The organism is Bacillus sp. TH17, assembly GCF_016651125.1.
In the GTDB taxonomy this organism is placed as follows: Bacteria; Bacillota; Bacilli; order Bacillales; family Bacillaceae_G; genus Bacillus_A; species Bacillus_A mycoides.
This window is the reverse complement of sequence record NZ_JAEKEN010000001.1, coordinates 1,590,143-1,603,758: the sequence shown is the minus strand read 5'-3', so window position 1 is coordinate 1,603,758 and position 13,616 is coordinate 1,590,143. Positions and strand designations below refer to the sequence as shown.

16 protein-coding genes are annotated in these 13,616 nt (G+C 33.9%); 6 read left to right on the top strand and 10 right to left on the bottom strand.

Annotated elements, in window-relative coordinates; genetic code table 11:
• Nucleotides 1-498: 498 nt before the first annotated feature.
• A complete protein-coding gene (locus tag JFT95_RS08145; protein WP_242487601.1) occupies nt 499-1,242 on the bottom strand; it encodes an MFS transporter in 744 nt (247 codons plus the stop codon).
• A gap of 245 nt (nt 1,243-1,487) precedes the next feature.
• Here JFT95_RS08145 and JFT95_RS08140 point away from each other — a divergent pair, with 245 nt between their 5' ends.
• Nucleotides 1,488-1,838, top strand: coding sequence for a hypothetical protein (locus tag JFT95_RS08140; RefSeq protein ID WP_201051936.1), 351 nt, complete (start codon nt 1,488-1,490; stop codon nt 1,836-1,838).
• Between the two features lie 152 nt (nt 1,839-1,990).
• Here JFT95_RS08140 and JFT95_RS08135 read toward each other — a convergent pair whose 3' ends face one another.
• The gene (locus JFT95_RS08135; protein ID WP_201051934.1) at nt 1,991-2,656 is read right to left on the bottom strand and encodes an oxidoreductase; all 666 of its coding nucleotides are present in this window, start codon (nt 2,654-2,656) and stop codon (nt 1,991-1,993) included.
• 116 nt (nt 2,657-2,772) lie between these two features.
• Nucleotides 2,773-2,997 (bottom strand): hypothetical protein, encoded by a 225-nt coding sequence (locus tag JFT95_RS08130; RefSeq protein WP_201051932.1) that lies wholly within the window; start codon nt 2,995-2,997, stop codon nt 2,773-2,775.
• 197 nt (nt 2,998-3,194) lie between these two features.
• Here JFT95_RS08130 and JFT95_RS08125 point away from each other — a divergent pair, with 197 nt between their 5' ends.
• Both JFT95_RS08125 and JFT95_RS08120 read left to right on the top strand, forming a co-directional pair.
• The gene (locus JFT95_RS08125) at nt 3,195-4,145 is read left to right on the top strand and encodes a metal ABC transporter substrate-binding protein (protein ID WP_201051929.1); all 951 of its coding nucleotides are present in this window, start codon (nt 3,195-3,197) and stop codon (nt 4,143-4,145) included.
• A gap of 138 nt (nt 4,146-4,283) precedes the next feature.
• Complete coding sequence (locus JFT95_RS08120; RefSeq protein ID WP_201033666.1) at nt 4,284-4,754, top strand: GNAT family N-acetyltransferase; 471 nt, start codon at nt 4,284-4,286, stop codon at nt 4,752-4,754.
• Between the two features lie 14 nt (nt 4,755-4,768).
• Here JFT95_RS08120 and JFT95_RS08115 read toward each other — a convergent pair whose 3' ends face one another.
• From JFT95_RS08115 to JFT95_RS08105, 3 genes are all read right to left on the bottom strand, one after another.
• A complete protein-coding gene (locus JFT95_RS08115) occupies nt 4,769-5,515 on the bottom strand; it encodes a VOC family protein (RefSeq protein ID WP_201051927.1) in 747 nt (248 codons plus the stop codon).
• An 18-nt stretch (nt 5,516-5,533) separates the two neighbouring features.
• A complete protein-coding gene (locus JFT95_RS08110) occupies nt 5,534-6,058 on the bottom strand; it encodes a PadR family transcriptional regulator (protein WP_201051925.1) in 525 nt (174 codons plus the stop codon).
• 109 nt (nt 6,059-6,167) lie between these two features.
• On the bottom strand, nt 6,168-7,118 hold the full coding sequence (locus JFT95_RS08105; RefSeq protein ID WP_002086082.1) for a CobW family GTP-binding protein: 951 nt from the start codon (nt 7,116-7,118) through the stop codon (nt 6,168-6,170).
• A 166-nt stretch (nt 7,119-7,284) separates the two neighbouring features.
• Here JFT95_RS08105 and JFT95_RS08100 point away from each other — a divergent pair, with 166 nt between their 5' ends.
• Nucleotides 7,285-8,187: an aldo/keto reductase gene (locus tag JFT95_RS08100; RefSeq protein ID WP_201051923.1), complete on the top strand. Its 903-nt coding sequence runs from the start codon at nt 7,285-7,287 to the stop codon at nt 8,185-8,187.
• A gap of 24 nt (nt 8,188-8,211) precedes the next feature.
• On the opposite strand, the gene JFT95_RS08095 is transcribed toward JFT95_RS08100, so the two are convergent.
• Together JFT95_RS08095 and JFT95_RS08090 are read right to left on the bottom strand one after the other, a co-directional pair.
• Nucleotides 8,212-8,796 carry a GNAT family N-acetyltransferase gene (locus tag JFT95_RS08095; protein WP_002126982.1) on the bottom strand — a complete coding sequence of 195 codons (585 nt, stop codon included), beginning with the start codon at nt 8,794-8,796 and terminating at the stop codon, nt 8,212-8,214.
• Between the two features lie 75 nt (nt 8,797-8,871).
• Nucleotides 8,872-10,344, bottom strand: coding sequence for a flavin monoamine oxidase family protein (locus JFT95_RS08090; RefSeq protein WP_033730283.1), 1,473 nt, complete (start codon nt 10,342-10,344; stop codon nt 8,872-8,874).
• A 186-nt stretch (nt 10,345-10,530) separates the two neighbouring features.
• Between JFT95_RS08090 and JFT95_RS08085 the strand changes: the two genes are divergently transcribed.
• Nucleotides 10,531-10,722 carry a DUF3896 family protein gene (locus tag JFT95_RS08085; RefSeq protein WP_002012420.1) on the top strand — a complete coding sequence of 64 codons (192 nt, stop codon included), beginning with the start codon at nt 10,531-10,533 and terminating at the stop codon, nt 10,720-10,722.
• 104 nt (nt 10,723-10,826) lie between these two features.
• Nucleotides 10,827-11,828 (top strand): LLM class flavin-dependent oxidoreductase, encoded by a 1,002-nt coding sequence (locus JFT95_RS08080; protein WP_002012419.1) that lies wholly within the window; start codon nt 10,827-10,829, stop codon nt 11,826-11,828.
• A 52-nt stretch (nt 11,829-11,880) separates the two neighbouring features.
• Here the strand turns inward: JFT95_RS08080 and JFT95_RS08075 are convergent, their stop codons facing one another.
• Nucleotides 11,881-12,822, bottom strand: coding sequence for an alpha/beta hydrolase (locus JFT95_RS08075; RefSeq protein WP_033730285.1), 942 nt, complete (start codon nt 12,820-12,822; stop codon nt 11,881-11,883).
• Nucleotides 12,823-13,038: 216 nt separating this feature from the next.
• On the bottom strand, nt 13,039-13,539 hold the full coding sequence (locus JFT95_RS08070) for a DUF3939 domain-containing protein (RefSeq protein WP_151304634.1): 501 nt from the start codon (nt 13,537-13,539) through the stop codon (nt 13,039-13,041).
• Nucleotides 13,540-13,616 lie beyond the last annotated feature (77 nt).

The window sequence follows — 13,616 nt, the reverse complement described above, 5'->3', positions numbered from 1 at the left end:
TAACTCCCATTCATTTATGTAATTCATTTTATATAATTTCATTTATAGTATCGATGGAATTACATTTCATTAACATTACATTTTTGTTATATTGAGCGATACCTCTACATATAAGTTACCAGAAATCGCGATGGTATAAGTAAGGATTATTCGATGCCTTACCAAAGAGGCAGATAAATGTAGGGGTATCGGTTCTGGTGCAAAAACGATAAGACTTATGTAATTATAGGTAATAAAAAACTCTAAATTTTCTATGTTACATAGAAAATCTAGAGTTTTCATTCCAAATATTGATTAAACATACTTTATCTACGTTTTACAACCATATTAGAGAAAGAACTTTACTAATAATAAAATATCATTAATTTTCTCCAAAAAAACATTTTAGATCAAAGGACCAATTATCCATTTCTAATCTAACCTAATCTTAAAGTTCAAATTTTATTTAGAAACCCCCATCTTTTTTGCTTTTTAAACATAATCCCAATCCTAAACCAATTACCGCAACCACAATTGATTATAAGAAAGAGTGTCATTGTTCCCAGCAATAAAGGCATCTATTGAAATTGTTTTTTTCAGCTTTTGAATCGCATCAGCTGACATTCCGATCATCTCTGATTTATGTTCTTTTAACATTTCTGTACCATGAAACTGTGTACGATTCGATATCAACGTGACAATAAGACTTGAAGTTATTGCTCCAACTGTTTGCCCTAACGTACTGTTCATCACAGTACCATGTGATACTTCTTCTGGCTTTAATGCATTGAGTGCATTTGTTTGAAGAGACATTTGAACCATCCCCACGCCAATTAAACGAATAGCATACGTTAAACAAATAACCCACGAAGCGGTTTCTAGTCCTAGATTCCCTAAAATTACAGATGCCACAATCATTAAAGAAAAACCGATTAGGATAAGTGGACGAATTCCAAAACGATCAAATAACTTACCGTTAATTGGTGCTAATAATCCCATAATCATCGCACCTGGAAGCATAATTAATCCTGATTTTAATGCTGTCATGCCTTGAATGTTCTGCAAAAATAACGGTACAGAAATCATCACCGAATACATTGCAAAGATAGTTGTAATTAGCACGAAAATAGATAATGTATATTTAGGGTTTAGGAAGATCTTAAAGTTTAAAATTGGTTTTTCTAAGAAGTTTTGACGAATGACAAAAGCTGCAATTCCTAAAACTCCTGCAATTAAACTAACAATAACTACTGTGGAATCCAAGCCTTCTTTGCCCACAGCACTAAAATACCCGAACCAGAACAAAAGCATGAATTACTAAACTATATAGAATGGGCAGAAAAAACGAAGGGATTTTACGAGGAAAAAGGTTTTAATTTGGAAGTAATGAAAATAAAAAAAACCATAAAAATGGTTTAGAGTGTGATTACGAAAAACGAGGGATTACCTCCTTCGAACTAGGTAAAAAAGCAATAGACGCCCTTCTTGCGGAGGGCAAAGAAGTTACCTTGCACAATGTATCTAAAAAGACAAAAGAACTCGATGAACAAGGCCAAGGGATTCATTTTAATACTATAAGAAATCATGAAAAAATCTATGCGTATTATAAAGAAAAGAGTAAGAGTTATAAGAAAAAACAAAAAGAGATCGAAAAGCACCTTCCCTATCGAAAAAATGAAAAACATGCTTTTCACGAGTTTGAACAATTAAAGTCTGACAGGAATTTAAAGAATGTTTACAGACAGTATATACGTCTAACGAAGTCCGAATTAGCAACGCGTTTAATAGAAACTGAGCAGTATATCACGAAAGGAAATCAGGCGTATTTGAAAAGGTTATTTGAGACGTATGAGGGATAAAAGTGGAATAAAATTGTCGTGATAAAAGGAGTGGATTCCCCACTCCTCTTTCATTTTAATATAAGTGTTAAACAACGTGTATTTACTGTTAATCCAAGCCTAAAACTCTATTTCCTTTGTCTTTCAGTAAAAGTCATTCTTCTCGGTTTTATTTATTCTATCGTTGTAATTTTATTTGAATTATAAATATGAATACCAGATTCTTCACGCAGCGCTGTTATATACATTCCTTTCGCCACATCTTTAGCTGAAATTGGTTTATACTTTTTAAAAGCCCCTTTAAATATAAACGGAAGAATACGAGATAATTTCTCAGCCATTCTTTCCCCAAAACGATATTCTTGTCGATTTCCAACTAATAATGACGGCCTGAAAATATGTATGCCACCAATAACTAACTTTTTCAGCTCCTCTTCCATTTTCCCCTTCACTTGCGAGTAAAAGAAAAATGATTTAGGTTTTGCTCCCATTGATGAAATAACAAGAAAATTTTGCACGCCTTGTTTTTCAGCTAAGCAGGCAGCTCGTAATGTATATTCATAATCTACTTTTTTAAAATTCGACTTCGACTTCGCTTTTTTTATCGTTGTTCCTAAGCAACTAAAAACATCATCTACTGCAAAAAATTCTTTGTATTCCTCTAACACTGAAAAATCCACCTGTTTCTGTTGCAATTTCTCGTGCTGTAATTGTAATTGTAATGGTTCCCTTACAAAAATAGTAACCGAATCGTAGTAATCTGAGTCAAGTAATAGTCGCGTTATTTCTTGTCCAACTAACCCACTTGCGCCAAGTACTAACGCTGTTCGCTTATTCATATATGTGTATACCTCTTTATTTACTATTCTCTCCTATAGCTAATCGTCGCTAACAGGAGTTTCCGTTCTCCCATTTTACCATAAGTAAAGCACTATGCGTATGCATAGTGCTTTACTTACTCTTTTTTCTCTTCTTTTTCTTCCGCTGGCAATTTTGTAATTGTTGTAGCATCCCCTAAATTACTTATTAGTCTTCTTAAAAAAATTAAAACAAAAGATAATGGCAAAACAACCGCAAGTATTAATAAGATAGCTTCCATGAAGTAACCCAAGCGCTCATCCCCTTTTTTCTGCTCCCTCCCAATATATGAAAGTAACATTGTCACATATGCACTAATCATAAAAATTAATACCTTTCTTTTTGACAGATTTATTACAAAATCAAATCGTAATGATTATTATTTATTGCAACTTTCATAAAGATGTATTATACTAGGTTCGCAAACTAAAACGTAATTATTCCGTTTTGTATTAAAACGATATTTTCTTCTTATATTTGGAGAAAATATAATTGTAAAAAAGAAAAGAGGAGAATTATATGCCTAAAAAATTAGCTCTATTTTCATTTATACTTATTTTCACACTCATCTTTGCTGGATGTTCTAACAACAAAGATAGTACAGCGAAAAAAGATGGGAAACTTTCTGTTTATACAACCATTTTCCCACTCGCTGACTTTGCAAAAAAAATCGGTGGTGATTATGTAAATGTAGAAACAATTTACCCACCTGGTGCGGATTCTCATACATTTGAACCAAGTCAAAAGCAGACTGTACAAGTGGCGAAAGCCGATTTATTTGTTTATAACGGCGCAGAATTAGAACCATTTGCCGAAAAAATGGAAAAATCATTAAAAAAAGAAAACGTAAAGATTGTAAATGCATCTAAAGATATCGAACTTCGTGCTTCATCTGAAGAAGAGCAGCACGATCATGGAGACGGTCATAAAGAAGATGAACATCATCACGATAAAGACCCACACGTTTGGATAGACCCTACTCTTGCGATGAAACAAGCAGAAAAAATTAAAAATGCACTTGTAGAATTACAGCCTGAACATAAAAAAGAGTTCGAAAAAAACTTTGCAGCACTACAAACAAAATTTACTGATTTAGATGATCAATTTAAAGCAGTTGTTGCAAATGCAAAAACGAAAGAAATATTAGTTTCACACGCAGCTTACGGCTACTGGGAACAACGATACGGTTTGAAACAAATTCCAATCGCTGGAATTTCAGCATCTGATGAACCATCTCAAAAGCAGCTTGCTGACATTACAAAAACAGTAAAAGAGCACGGTCTACAATATATTTTATTTGAAACATTCTCTACTCCAAAAGTAGCATCAGTTATTCAAAAAGAAACAGGTACAAAAATTTTACGCTTAAATCACCTTGCTACTATTTCTGAGGATGATGCAAAGAACAATAAAGATTACTTCACATTAATGGAAGAAAACGTAAATACTTTAAAAGAAGCAACAAACTAATCAACTATATTTTCTAGGCAGCTGAATATGTCATTCAGCTGCCTTTTTATGTATTTATCCTTGACTTGATCGAAATAACAAGTAGAATTATCCATATTAGCTTGTAAGCTATACTAATTTAGAAGGTGAGTTGGAACTATGAATCTTCACATTTGTGAAGTAACAGCAAATAATTGGCGTTCAGTTGCTGCTTTAGACGTAGCAAAAGACCAGCAGCAGTTTATTGAAAGCAATGCGTTTTCTTTAGCGGAATCATTATATGAAGAAAACGGAACGTCAGTAGGCTTATATGACAAAGAAACACTCGTTGGATACGCAATGTACGGTTGGTATTCCCAAAAACATGAAAGCGTATGGTTAGATCGTTTTATGATTGACCAACAATTTCAAGGAAAAGGATACGCAAAACGTTTCCTTCGCTTACTAATTCAATTCTTGCAACAAACATTCGAATGTAAAATAATTTATTTAAGTTTACATCCTGACAACAAACACGCAATGGGACTATATGAGTCATTTGGCTTCCGTTTAAATGGGGATATTGATGACGAAGGTCCAGTTGTAGGTGTTGTAATGGAATTACTTATAGATGAAAATACAAGCCTGTGAAAACAGGCTTTTTATTATTTATTTATTAATGTCACATTTTCTATATTTAATTTCTTCTCCCTATGTACTTCGCTTTTGCAATCTAGTATTATCTCCGTAAAATGCTCATCCGATTGAATTAGATAAATCATTTGATTGTTTAAACGTATTACTATTTCTTCTTCTTCATTTGTAACATCTGAAAATAGACAACTAATAATGTCTCTATCTCCATTTGTTATTTCTCCATATAATTTCACCGTATTTATTCCTGTAATTCCCTGCTCCAAACTATTTGGATTCATATATTTCTCCATATATTCTCTGCTCTTTTGATCGTCCATTTGTTGTAGAAAGAATTGAAACGGCATCCCCTTCATCGGCTGTATGTATGCATTTTTCCACGGCATAGTTTTCTTAAATAAATTAAAAAACCACTTGTATTGTAATGGTTCTGGTTTTGTAATTCCAATTCCACCTTCTATCATTTTCCCATACACTTTATCTATATTTTCAACATCAATTGCCAGTCCGATAAGTCCCCTATGGCCATCACAATATTTCTGAACCCACTCTTGTACCCAACCACCCCCATCTTTTGTTTTTACTCTTACTAATTCTAAATATTCTTTTCCAATCCATATGTTAGATACTTTAAACCCTTTCGTTCCCTTTCCCCATTTCGGAACATATGGAAGCCCGATAGAATGTACATTTTTAATCGTTTCCTTATTTTCTTGTATTTCTTTATTTACATTTATAACAAGATGATCGATTTTCATATTCTTCCCACCACATTTTTATTTTTTTAATAGTTTCTCTAACCTATGAATAAATCGAAGTTGCATCTCACATTGTTCATACATATTTTCGAAAATTAGTTTCACATACGCTGGCGCGTTATCTTTTAGTCTTTCTCCTTCCCTCATCTCTTCATAAGTAGATCGTATTTCACTTTTCTGCTCTTCTAAAGCTTCTAAAACCTCCTCTCTCATACTCTCTTCTTCTGACAGAAATGTTAACGCTGTATATAGATGTTTCGGAAACATAACTGAAGTTTTTTGAAACGACTCCTTTAATAACCTTTTAAATTCTTGACTTCCCTTTTCTGTAATACAATATATCGTTTTCGACCGTTTTCCGGTCATTTCAATTGCTTTAACTTGAATGAAATTTTCATTTTCCATTTTTTTTAATGCGTGATAAATAGAAGCTGGGAAAACTTCCGCCCATTTATTGCTTTGCACCATATTTAGCGCCTGCTGTATTTCATAACCAGATAGCGACTCCCTTTTAGTAAGCAATCCAAGAATCATTAAACGCACCTTTTCTCCCCCTACCCCCAATAAAATACTAAACGTTTAGTATTTTCAGATTATTTTAATACAAATTCCAATTTTAGTAAACAAAAAAAAGCCTGCAATATACGCAGACTTATTTCACACATTCTTCAAAATGTTCTTGGAACCATTCTTTATTAATATCTCTTCCGATGAAAACTACTTCGCTTACTCGCTCTTCGCCCTCTTGCCACTCTCTATCGTACGAAGCAGCAAATAACGTATGCACACCTTGGAAAACAATACGTTTATCTACTCCATCAATAGATAAAATTCCTTTGTAGCGATATAAATGCTCCCCTAGTTCCTGAACGACAGCTGACATCCACTCATTCAATTTTTGTAAATCTAACGGACGTTCTTCACGTAGTACAAACGATTTTACACCTTCTAGATGGTTATGTTCTGTATGAGGGTAAATTTGCAGCGTATCTTTCGTTTTAAACGTTTGAATTTGTAATAACGATGGAATATCTACCTCACAGTTAGTCGCCTCGATTAACTTTGCAGTCGGGTTAATTCCTTGAAGTTCATGCAAGAGATTTTCTTTCTCATTTTCTTCAATTAAATCTAATTTATTAACTAACACAACATCAGCAAAGGCAATTTGTTCTTTTGCTTCTAGTCCCTTTTCAAAATGTTTATGTATATGATAGCTATCTACAACTGTTACAACACCGTTAATTTGGTATGCAGATTGAATAACTGGATCTAAAAAGAAAGTTTGAATAATCGGACCTGGATTTGCAAGACCTGTTGTTTCAATTACTAATCCATCAAAGTCCATTTTCCCTTCTGCTTTCACATCCAGTAATTGTTTTAAAGCAACAAGTAAATCTTCACGCACAGTACAGCATAAACAACCGTTTGTCATTTCCATAATTTCTTCTTCAACGTTCATAATTAATTGATTATCGATACCAATTTGTCCTATTTCATTTACAATCACTGCTAATTTCTTGCCGTGATCCTCTGATAAAATTCGATTTAATAATGTCGTTTTCCCTGATCCAAGAAAACCAGTTAGTATTGTTACTGGAATCATTCCTTACATCTCCTTATAGCTATATGTTTCTACATTATAGCATACAGAGAAAAACGTTTTTGTAGCAAAACATATTTATTGTATGTACGACCCTGTAACTATATAATAATACGTAGTAAGAAAGCCTTTTCAAAAATATTATTCATTCATATAGGGGGTACTTATAGTGGAACGAGTTCAAATGGCCGAAACGCTAGAATTTTCTCGTATTATTCAAGGTTTTTGGCGTTTAGCAGAATGGAATATGCCAAAGCAAGAGTTACTTTCTTTTATTGAAGACTGTATGGATTTGGGGATTACTACTTTCGATCACGCTGATATTTATGGTGGGTATACGTGTGAAGGATTGTTTGGAGAAGCGTTACAATTAAAGCCTTCCTTACGCGAAAATATGCAAATCATCACTAAATGTGGAATCGCTCCCCCATCACCGAAATTTCCAGAACGATATGTTGCTCACTACAATACGAGTGCTGAACATATCATAAAGAGCGCGGAGGATTCATTACAAAACTTACATACAGATTATATTGATGTATTGCTCATTCATCGTCCTGATCCATTCACGGACCCAAACGAAGTGGCAGAAGCGTTCTCACGCTTAAAGCAAGAAGGAAAAGTTCGTCACTTCGGTGTTTCTAACTTTTTACCTTCTCAATTTAATATGTTAAGTTCATATTTAGATTTCCCGCTCATTACAAATCAAATTGAAGTATCTGCGATGCAAATGGAGCATTTTGAAAAAGGTACGATTGATTTATGCCAAGAAAAACGAATTAATCCAATGATTTGGTCACCTCTTGCTGGTGGTGAAATCTTTACTGGCCAATCAGAACGTGCCATACGTGTACGTGAAACTTTACAAAAAGTTGCTACTGAACTAGGTGTTACTAGCATCGATACTGTTATGTATGCATGGTTACTTGCTCATCCAGCTAACATGATGCCAATTGTTGGCTCTGGTAAATTAGATCGTGTGAAAACAGCCGCTCTTGCTACAAAAGTTAACTTAGACCGCCAACAATGGTTTACAATTTTCGAAAGCTCTAATGGACATCCTGTACCATAATAAACAAAAAGAAGAGCTGTTTCTTTACAGCTCTTCTTTTTCATATGTATTTCTCGTCATTGCAAATACACACATATCCCTTAATCCATTTCCATCTACCGCAACACTCGCGCTTTCTAAAGTACCCTCTAATTTAAAGCCTAATTTCTCTGGTATCGCTCTACTCTTCTTATTTAGAGAATCACAACGAATTTCTACGCGGTTTGCTTTCAATTCAGTGAAAGCATAATCTGTTATACCTTTTGCAGCCTCTACCATATAGCCCTTTCCACTAAACCTTGAATCAATCCAATACCCGATTTCAAATTGAGGTATATCCCAATTAATACGATGTAATCCGGCAGATGCAATAAATTCACCTGTTTCGTTCGAAAAAACTAGTAATCTCAAATCCTCACGCTGCAAAAATTGAATATGCGATTTTCTAATACTCTCTTCTATTTCTTCCTCTGTTTGCTCTTTTTGTGCAAAGACCATCCAAGGTTTTAATTCTTGTATTGAAGCTTGAATTGCGTCATATACAACTTTACCATCACCTGGTTTTGGCATTCGAATAAAAAGCCTGTCAGTATAAAATTCAGAAGGAAAATCGAATAATAACGGATTCACTGTAAACACTCCCTATAATTCTTTTATATATAATAATATCCATCTCAAGTTATACAGTAAAGAAGTTTCTGAATTTTAAACTTTTTGATCATTCACTTCCATCGCTACACGAACTCCAGATTCAATCGCACCTTGAATCCATCCGTGATACAGCGTTGTATGATCACCAGCAAAATATATTCTCCCCTCAGGTTTTACAATGACTGGCTGTAATTCTGATTCTTGGCCAGCTTGAAATAGTGCAAACCCTCCAAGCGCATATGGATCTAATGTCCAACTCTTTGATATTCCAGACATGAACTCATCATATACTTGACCACCTAATATTGTTGCTAAATTTTGTAGTGTGTAATAGATACGATCCCCCTTTGATAACCCATCCCATAACAACGCATCATAAGACCATGTATAGCTTCCTAACATCATAGCAGGCCCTTTCTCTCCGATTCCATGGCTTGGATAATACGCATAACGTATAGGAAGATCTGTTATAATTCTCCCACCTAATTGCCCTTGTTCCTCCCAAAAACGACTTTTAAATTGAATTCCTATTTTTGTAGCTGGCATATAATGCAATTCGCGAATTGTTTTCCACTTCGCATGAGATATCGAATCAAATGGATCTACTTCTACAAATCGCATTGTTGAAAAAGGAATTGTAACAATAACTAAATCCCCTGTAATACTACTATATTCAAAAGTTTCCTCGTTCCGGTAATAGGCTGTTACACTATTGGCTTGTTGATGAAGCTTCATTAATTTTTGATTATATATAATATTTCCTTCTAATTGTGGTAAAAAAGACTTTGGTAATCTATCATTCCCACCTATTATTTCGCAAAATCCGCTCTCCTCTTGCATAATATATAAAAAACGTAACGTCTCAACGAATGACCTTTCTAAAAAACCTTCTAAATCTAATAGAACACCTATCATCTCAATCGTTACTGGCGAAAAATACGTATTATATTGATAAGGATGATATTTTAAAAATTGACCTGTAGAATATTTCCCAAAATCCTTTACTACAATATCCCAATTTTTCTCTGGGTTCTTTTTTATAAAATTTATAATGGGCTGTACCGCTAACATTAATAGTTCCTCAGACGTTTTCCCAACTTCATTCATTTCCACAGGATATCTTAAAATACTTGGATCTTTTTCGTATTGTTTTAATGTCGTTTCCCGACCATTTACGTATATAATATCTGTCTCATTCCTATTAATAAAAGGGCTCACCTGTAGCCCAAACTTTCTTATATATGCCATCGTTAATGTATGCGAATACGGAATTCTCATCGCTCCAACATCTAAATATAATCCGGTATCTTCCATCCTAACTGTCTCTATGCGGCCACCTACGCGGTTGTTCGCTTCAAAAACCTTCACTTCATGCCCTGCTGCTTTTAATAAAGATGCCGAAACTAATCCAGCCATACCAGCCCCTACTACAATGATTTGTTTCGGACGTGTCGTCTTCTTTAATCCCTTATTTATAACTTTTAACGTTTCATCCATCTCATTGTTAAACATTATATCTTTCTGCACAATCCCACCCCTTACTTCATGAAATACGAATTAGTGGTTTAGTGCATTTTATTCATAAATTCACTTAAACATAACACCACCACAATTTGAAAATTCACTAAAAATACATAAGGTGGAGCTCTCCCCTTCCACATGCTTCATATTATAAACATACAGATAGTAACTGTATGGAAAGGGTGGAGACACATGAAACGTACTTACGATTATCAGGCTACAAAAAAACATTTAGAATTAAAAAAACAGCAGCTATGTAAAAAACTCACTAGCGTTAAACTAACTGAAGAAGAACGCAAGCAAATACATCTGGAAATTGATAACTACGAATATATATTAAACTTAGTCGAAATGAATCATTATGAACGAGGGTTTTCTCATTAAAAGCGGATAAAAAATTATTCACTTTTCCTTTTGAGCATTTCATTACGCATTTTTCGTAAGTAAATATATAATAGGATGTACATTAAGATTGAGAGGTATATTCTATGATCAAATTAAGTGTATTAGACCAATCACCTATTTCAGATGGTAGCACAGCAGCCCAAGCTATTTCGCATACAGTTACGCTTGCACAAGAAGTTGAGAAACTCGGATTCACACGTTTTTGGGTATCCGAGCACCATAATTCAGTTAGCTTAGCTGGTTCAAGTCCAGAAATACTCATTTCACATATTGCCGCGAAAACTGACCGTATTAGAGTTGGTTCTGGTGGTGTTATGCTGCCACATTATAGTCCATATAAAGTTGCCGAGAATTTCCGCGTTTTAGAAGCACTTTATAAGGGCCGCATCGACCTTGGTGTCGGGAGAGCGCCTGGTGGTATGCCGATAGCAACTCGCGCACTTCAAGAAGGTAAAATGGTCTCACTTGATCAATATCCAGAACAAATTGCAGATGTTGCTATGTACTTACATGATCAAGTACCAGAAAACCATCATTATGCAAACTTAAAGGCTACTCCAGTTATCCCAACATCTCCTGAAATGTGGATGCTCGGTTCTAGCGGAGAAAGTGCAATGATTGCCGCAAAGCAAGGCGCTTCTTTTGCATTTGCACAGTTCATTAACGGATACGGTGGCCCTGAAGTAATGAAGGCTTACCAAGAACAATTCCAACCTTCCTATTTAGGTGATAAACCAAAATCAATCGTATCTATTTTTGTTATTTGCGGAGAAACAAATGAAGAAGCGGAGAAGATTGCATCAAGCCTTGATTTATCGATTTTACTATTAGAACAAGGAAAACGGACTACTGGTACTCCTTCTATTGAAACTGCTCAAAATTATTCGTATAGTGCTTATGATCTATTCCGCATAAAAGAAAATCGTCAACGTATGATTGTCGGTGATCCGTCTTCTGTGAAAGAAAAAATATTAAACTTAAGCAAAGCGTATAATACTGACGAATTTATGATTGTCACGATTACTCATCAATTTGAACATAAATTAAACTCTTATCGCCTATTGGCAGATGCTTTTAATTTATAATAACGAAAAGGAGATGCATCACATATGATGCATCTCCTTTTCTTACTACCAATCAATTGTTTTTGCTTCCTATATATTCAATAGCTTCTTTTAATAACTCATCAAAATTATGAGGATAATCATGATTTAAGTTAGGCACAACTTTATACTTATGTTCTATATTTTTATCCTTTAATAACGTTACAAATTGCTGTGTACCTTCAAAACAATCTTCATCTTGATCCCCACATATTATATATCCTTTTATGCTTTTATCATGCAATATTCCAATCATCTCTTCCCATTCTTCCATTTCCGGAAGCCACGGTGCCACAAAAATAAAACCGTTCACTTCTATTTCACCTTGTAACATGGAATGTAACGCTACTCTTGCCCCAGCAGAAAAGCCACCAATAATAATATTCCCAAATGTTTTATTCACTTTAATCTTATTGTAATGTCCTTTTAACTCTTCTCTTCCTCTTTCGATATTATCCCAAACATATCCATCTGAAAATTGAATTTGGGAAGATTGAGGCAATGCTAGCATAAAACCTTGTTCCATTACAGAGTTCCAATATGGTTCTATTATTTGTATATTTTCTTGATCCCCATGCAGTGTTATTAGTAGATTTTCAGTTTGTTTGCTGTATTTATATTTCACGTCTGCTTGTTCCGATTTCTTTGCTAATTCTTCTCTTTCTTTACATAATTGAACCATTCTATGAAACTCTTCAAATTTATGTAGTGGTTTTAAATCATCATCGGAAATTAAATACTCACTTCCGTACCAAAATCCATTTTCTATAATTGCTTTCTTCATTAAATGCAACGCTTCTTCTTCAAGTCCTGCTGCACTTGCTAATGCATATTTAAAATTATATATTTGTGCTTCATTACCCATTACATCTTTAGCATTATGCATTATATAAGAATACGCTTCAAAACTTCCTTTATTTGCATAACAATGTAACGTTTCATTTAATAACTTAATATAAGTCATATTATTTTCCATATAGGAATTCCCCCGTAACCTTTTATAATAATTGCTTCTCCAATCTTCCTATCATTCTAGGGTCACGGTATAAGTAGTTAAATTCTACAATTCAACTTAATAATACCTGATTCTCAGAATGATATTTAATAGTTAATGTATGTATACGCATAATACACCACCCCTTCCTATCCACTAGTTGTAGTATAAAGTTAAATAAACTGAAAAATCAATATTTTAATAAAAAAAGACAACAATTATATTATTGTTGTTCTCATAACATCTGCCCACTATTCTTTTTTTCTTATCTGGTTTACTTGAAACTAAATAATGCTTTTCTGAAATATATAAGTTTCTTTTTAATATACGATTTAAATATGGTCCTAGCTTCACTCCGCATATGAGGCGATCTTCGCTATCTTCAACAATTGGGAACATTTCTTTTTCTGTTACATATTGATCTACGGCCTTTTGTACGATATCAATTTCTTTAACTAGGTTTAAATTTTCTTCTGTATGTTCAAATACTTCAAGCGTTTCCTTCGTTATCAGAAAAAAATTTGTTGGAAATGCAGGTAAATAGGGCTTTAACAAATCATAATTTACTGTGTAATCATCATTTACTAAAACTGTATAAACGATATTAGCATTCGTTTCTAGAAACTTCGCCATCGCTTGTTCTAATTCATCTTTCGTAATTTCCCTATCTTCTTTTCCAGTTCTGAAAAAGCGAAACATTGTATCGCCTCCTTTTTACTATATTATAGCATAAAAGAAAACTGAAAAATTATAAAAAACTCTATTGAAAGAATTTT

What these genes read in the sequence shown, in the direction of transcription:
- JFT95_RS08135 (WP_201051934.1), bottom strand. Translation starts at nt 2,656, where the DNA reads ATGAATAAGCGAACAGCGTTAGTACTTGGCGCAAGTGGGTTAGTTGGA.
- JFT95_RS08130 (WP_201051932.1), bottom strand. Translation starts at nt 2,997, where the DNA reads ATGATTAGTGCATATGTGACAATGTTACTTTCATATATTGGGAGGGAG.
- JFT95_RS08125 (WP_201051929.1), top strand. Translation starts at nt 3,195, where the DNA reads ATGCCTAAAAAATTAGCTCTATTTTCATTTATACTTATTTTCACACTC.
- JFT95_RS08120 (WP_201033666.1), top strand. Translation starts at nt 4,284, where the DNA reads ATGAATCTTCACATTTGTGAAGTAACAGCAAATAATTGGCGTTCAGTT.
- JFT95_RS08115 (WP_201051927.1), bottom strand. Translation starts at nt 5,515, where the DNA reads ATGAAAATCGATCATCTTGTTATAAATGTAAATAAAGAAATACAAGAA.
- JFT95_RS08105 (WP_002086082.1), bottom strand. Translation starts at nt 7,118, where the DNA reads ATGATTCCAGTAACAATACTAACTGGTTTTCTTGGATCAGGGAAAACG.
- JFT95_RS08085 (WP_002012420.1), top strand. Translation starts at nt 10,531, where the DNA reads ATGAAACGTACTTACGATTATCAGGCTACAAAAAAACATTTAGAATTA.
- JFT95_RS08080 (WP_002012419.1), top strand. Translation starts at nt 10,827, where the DNA reads ATGATCAAATTAAGTGTATTAGACCAATCACCTATTTCAGATGGTAGC.
- JFT95_RS08075 (WP_033730285.1), bottom strand. Translation starts at nt 12,822, where the DNA reads ATGGAAAATAATATGACTTATATTAAGTTATTAAATGAAACGTTACAT.
- JFT95_RS08070 (WP_151304634.1), bottom strand. Translation starts at nt 13,539, where the DNA reads ATGTTTCGCTTTTTCAGAACTGGAAAAGAAGATAGGGAAATTACGAAA.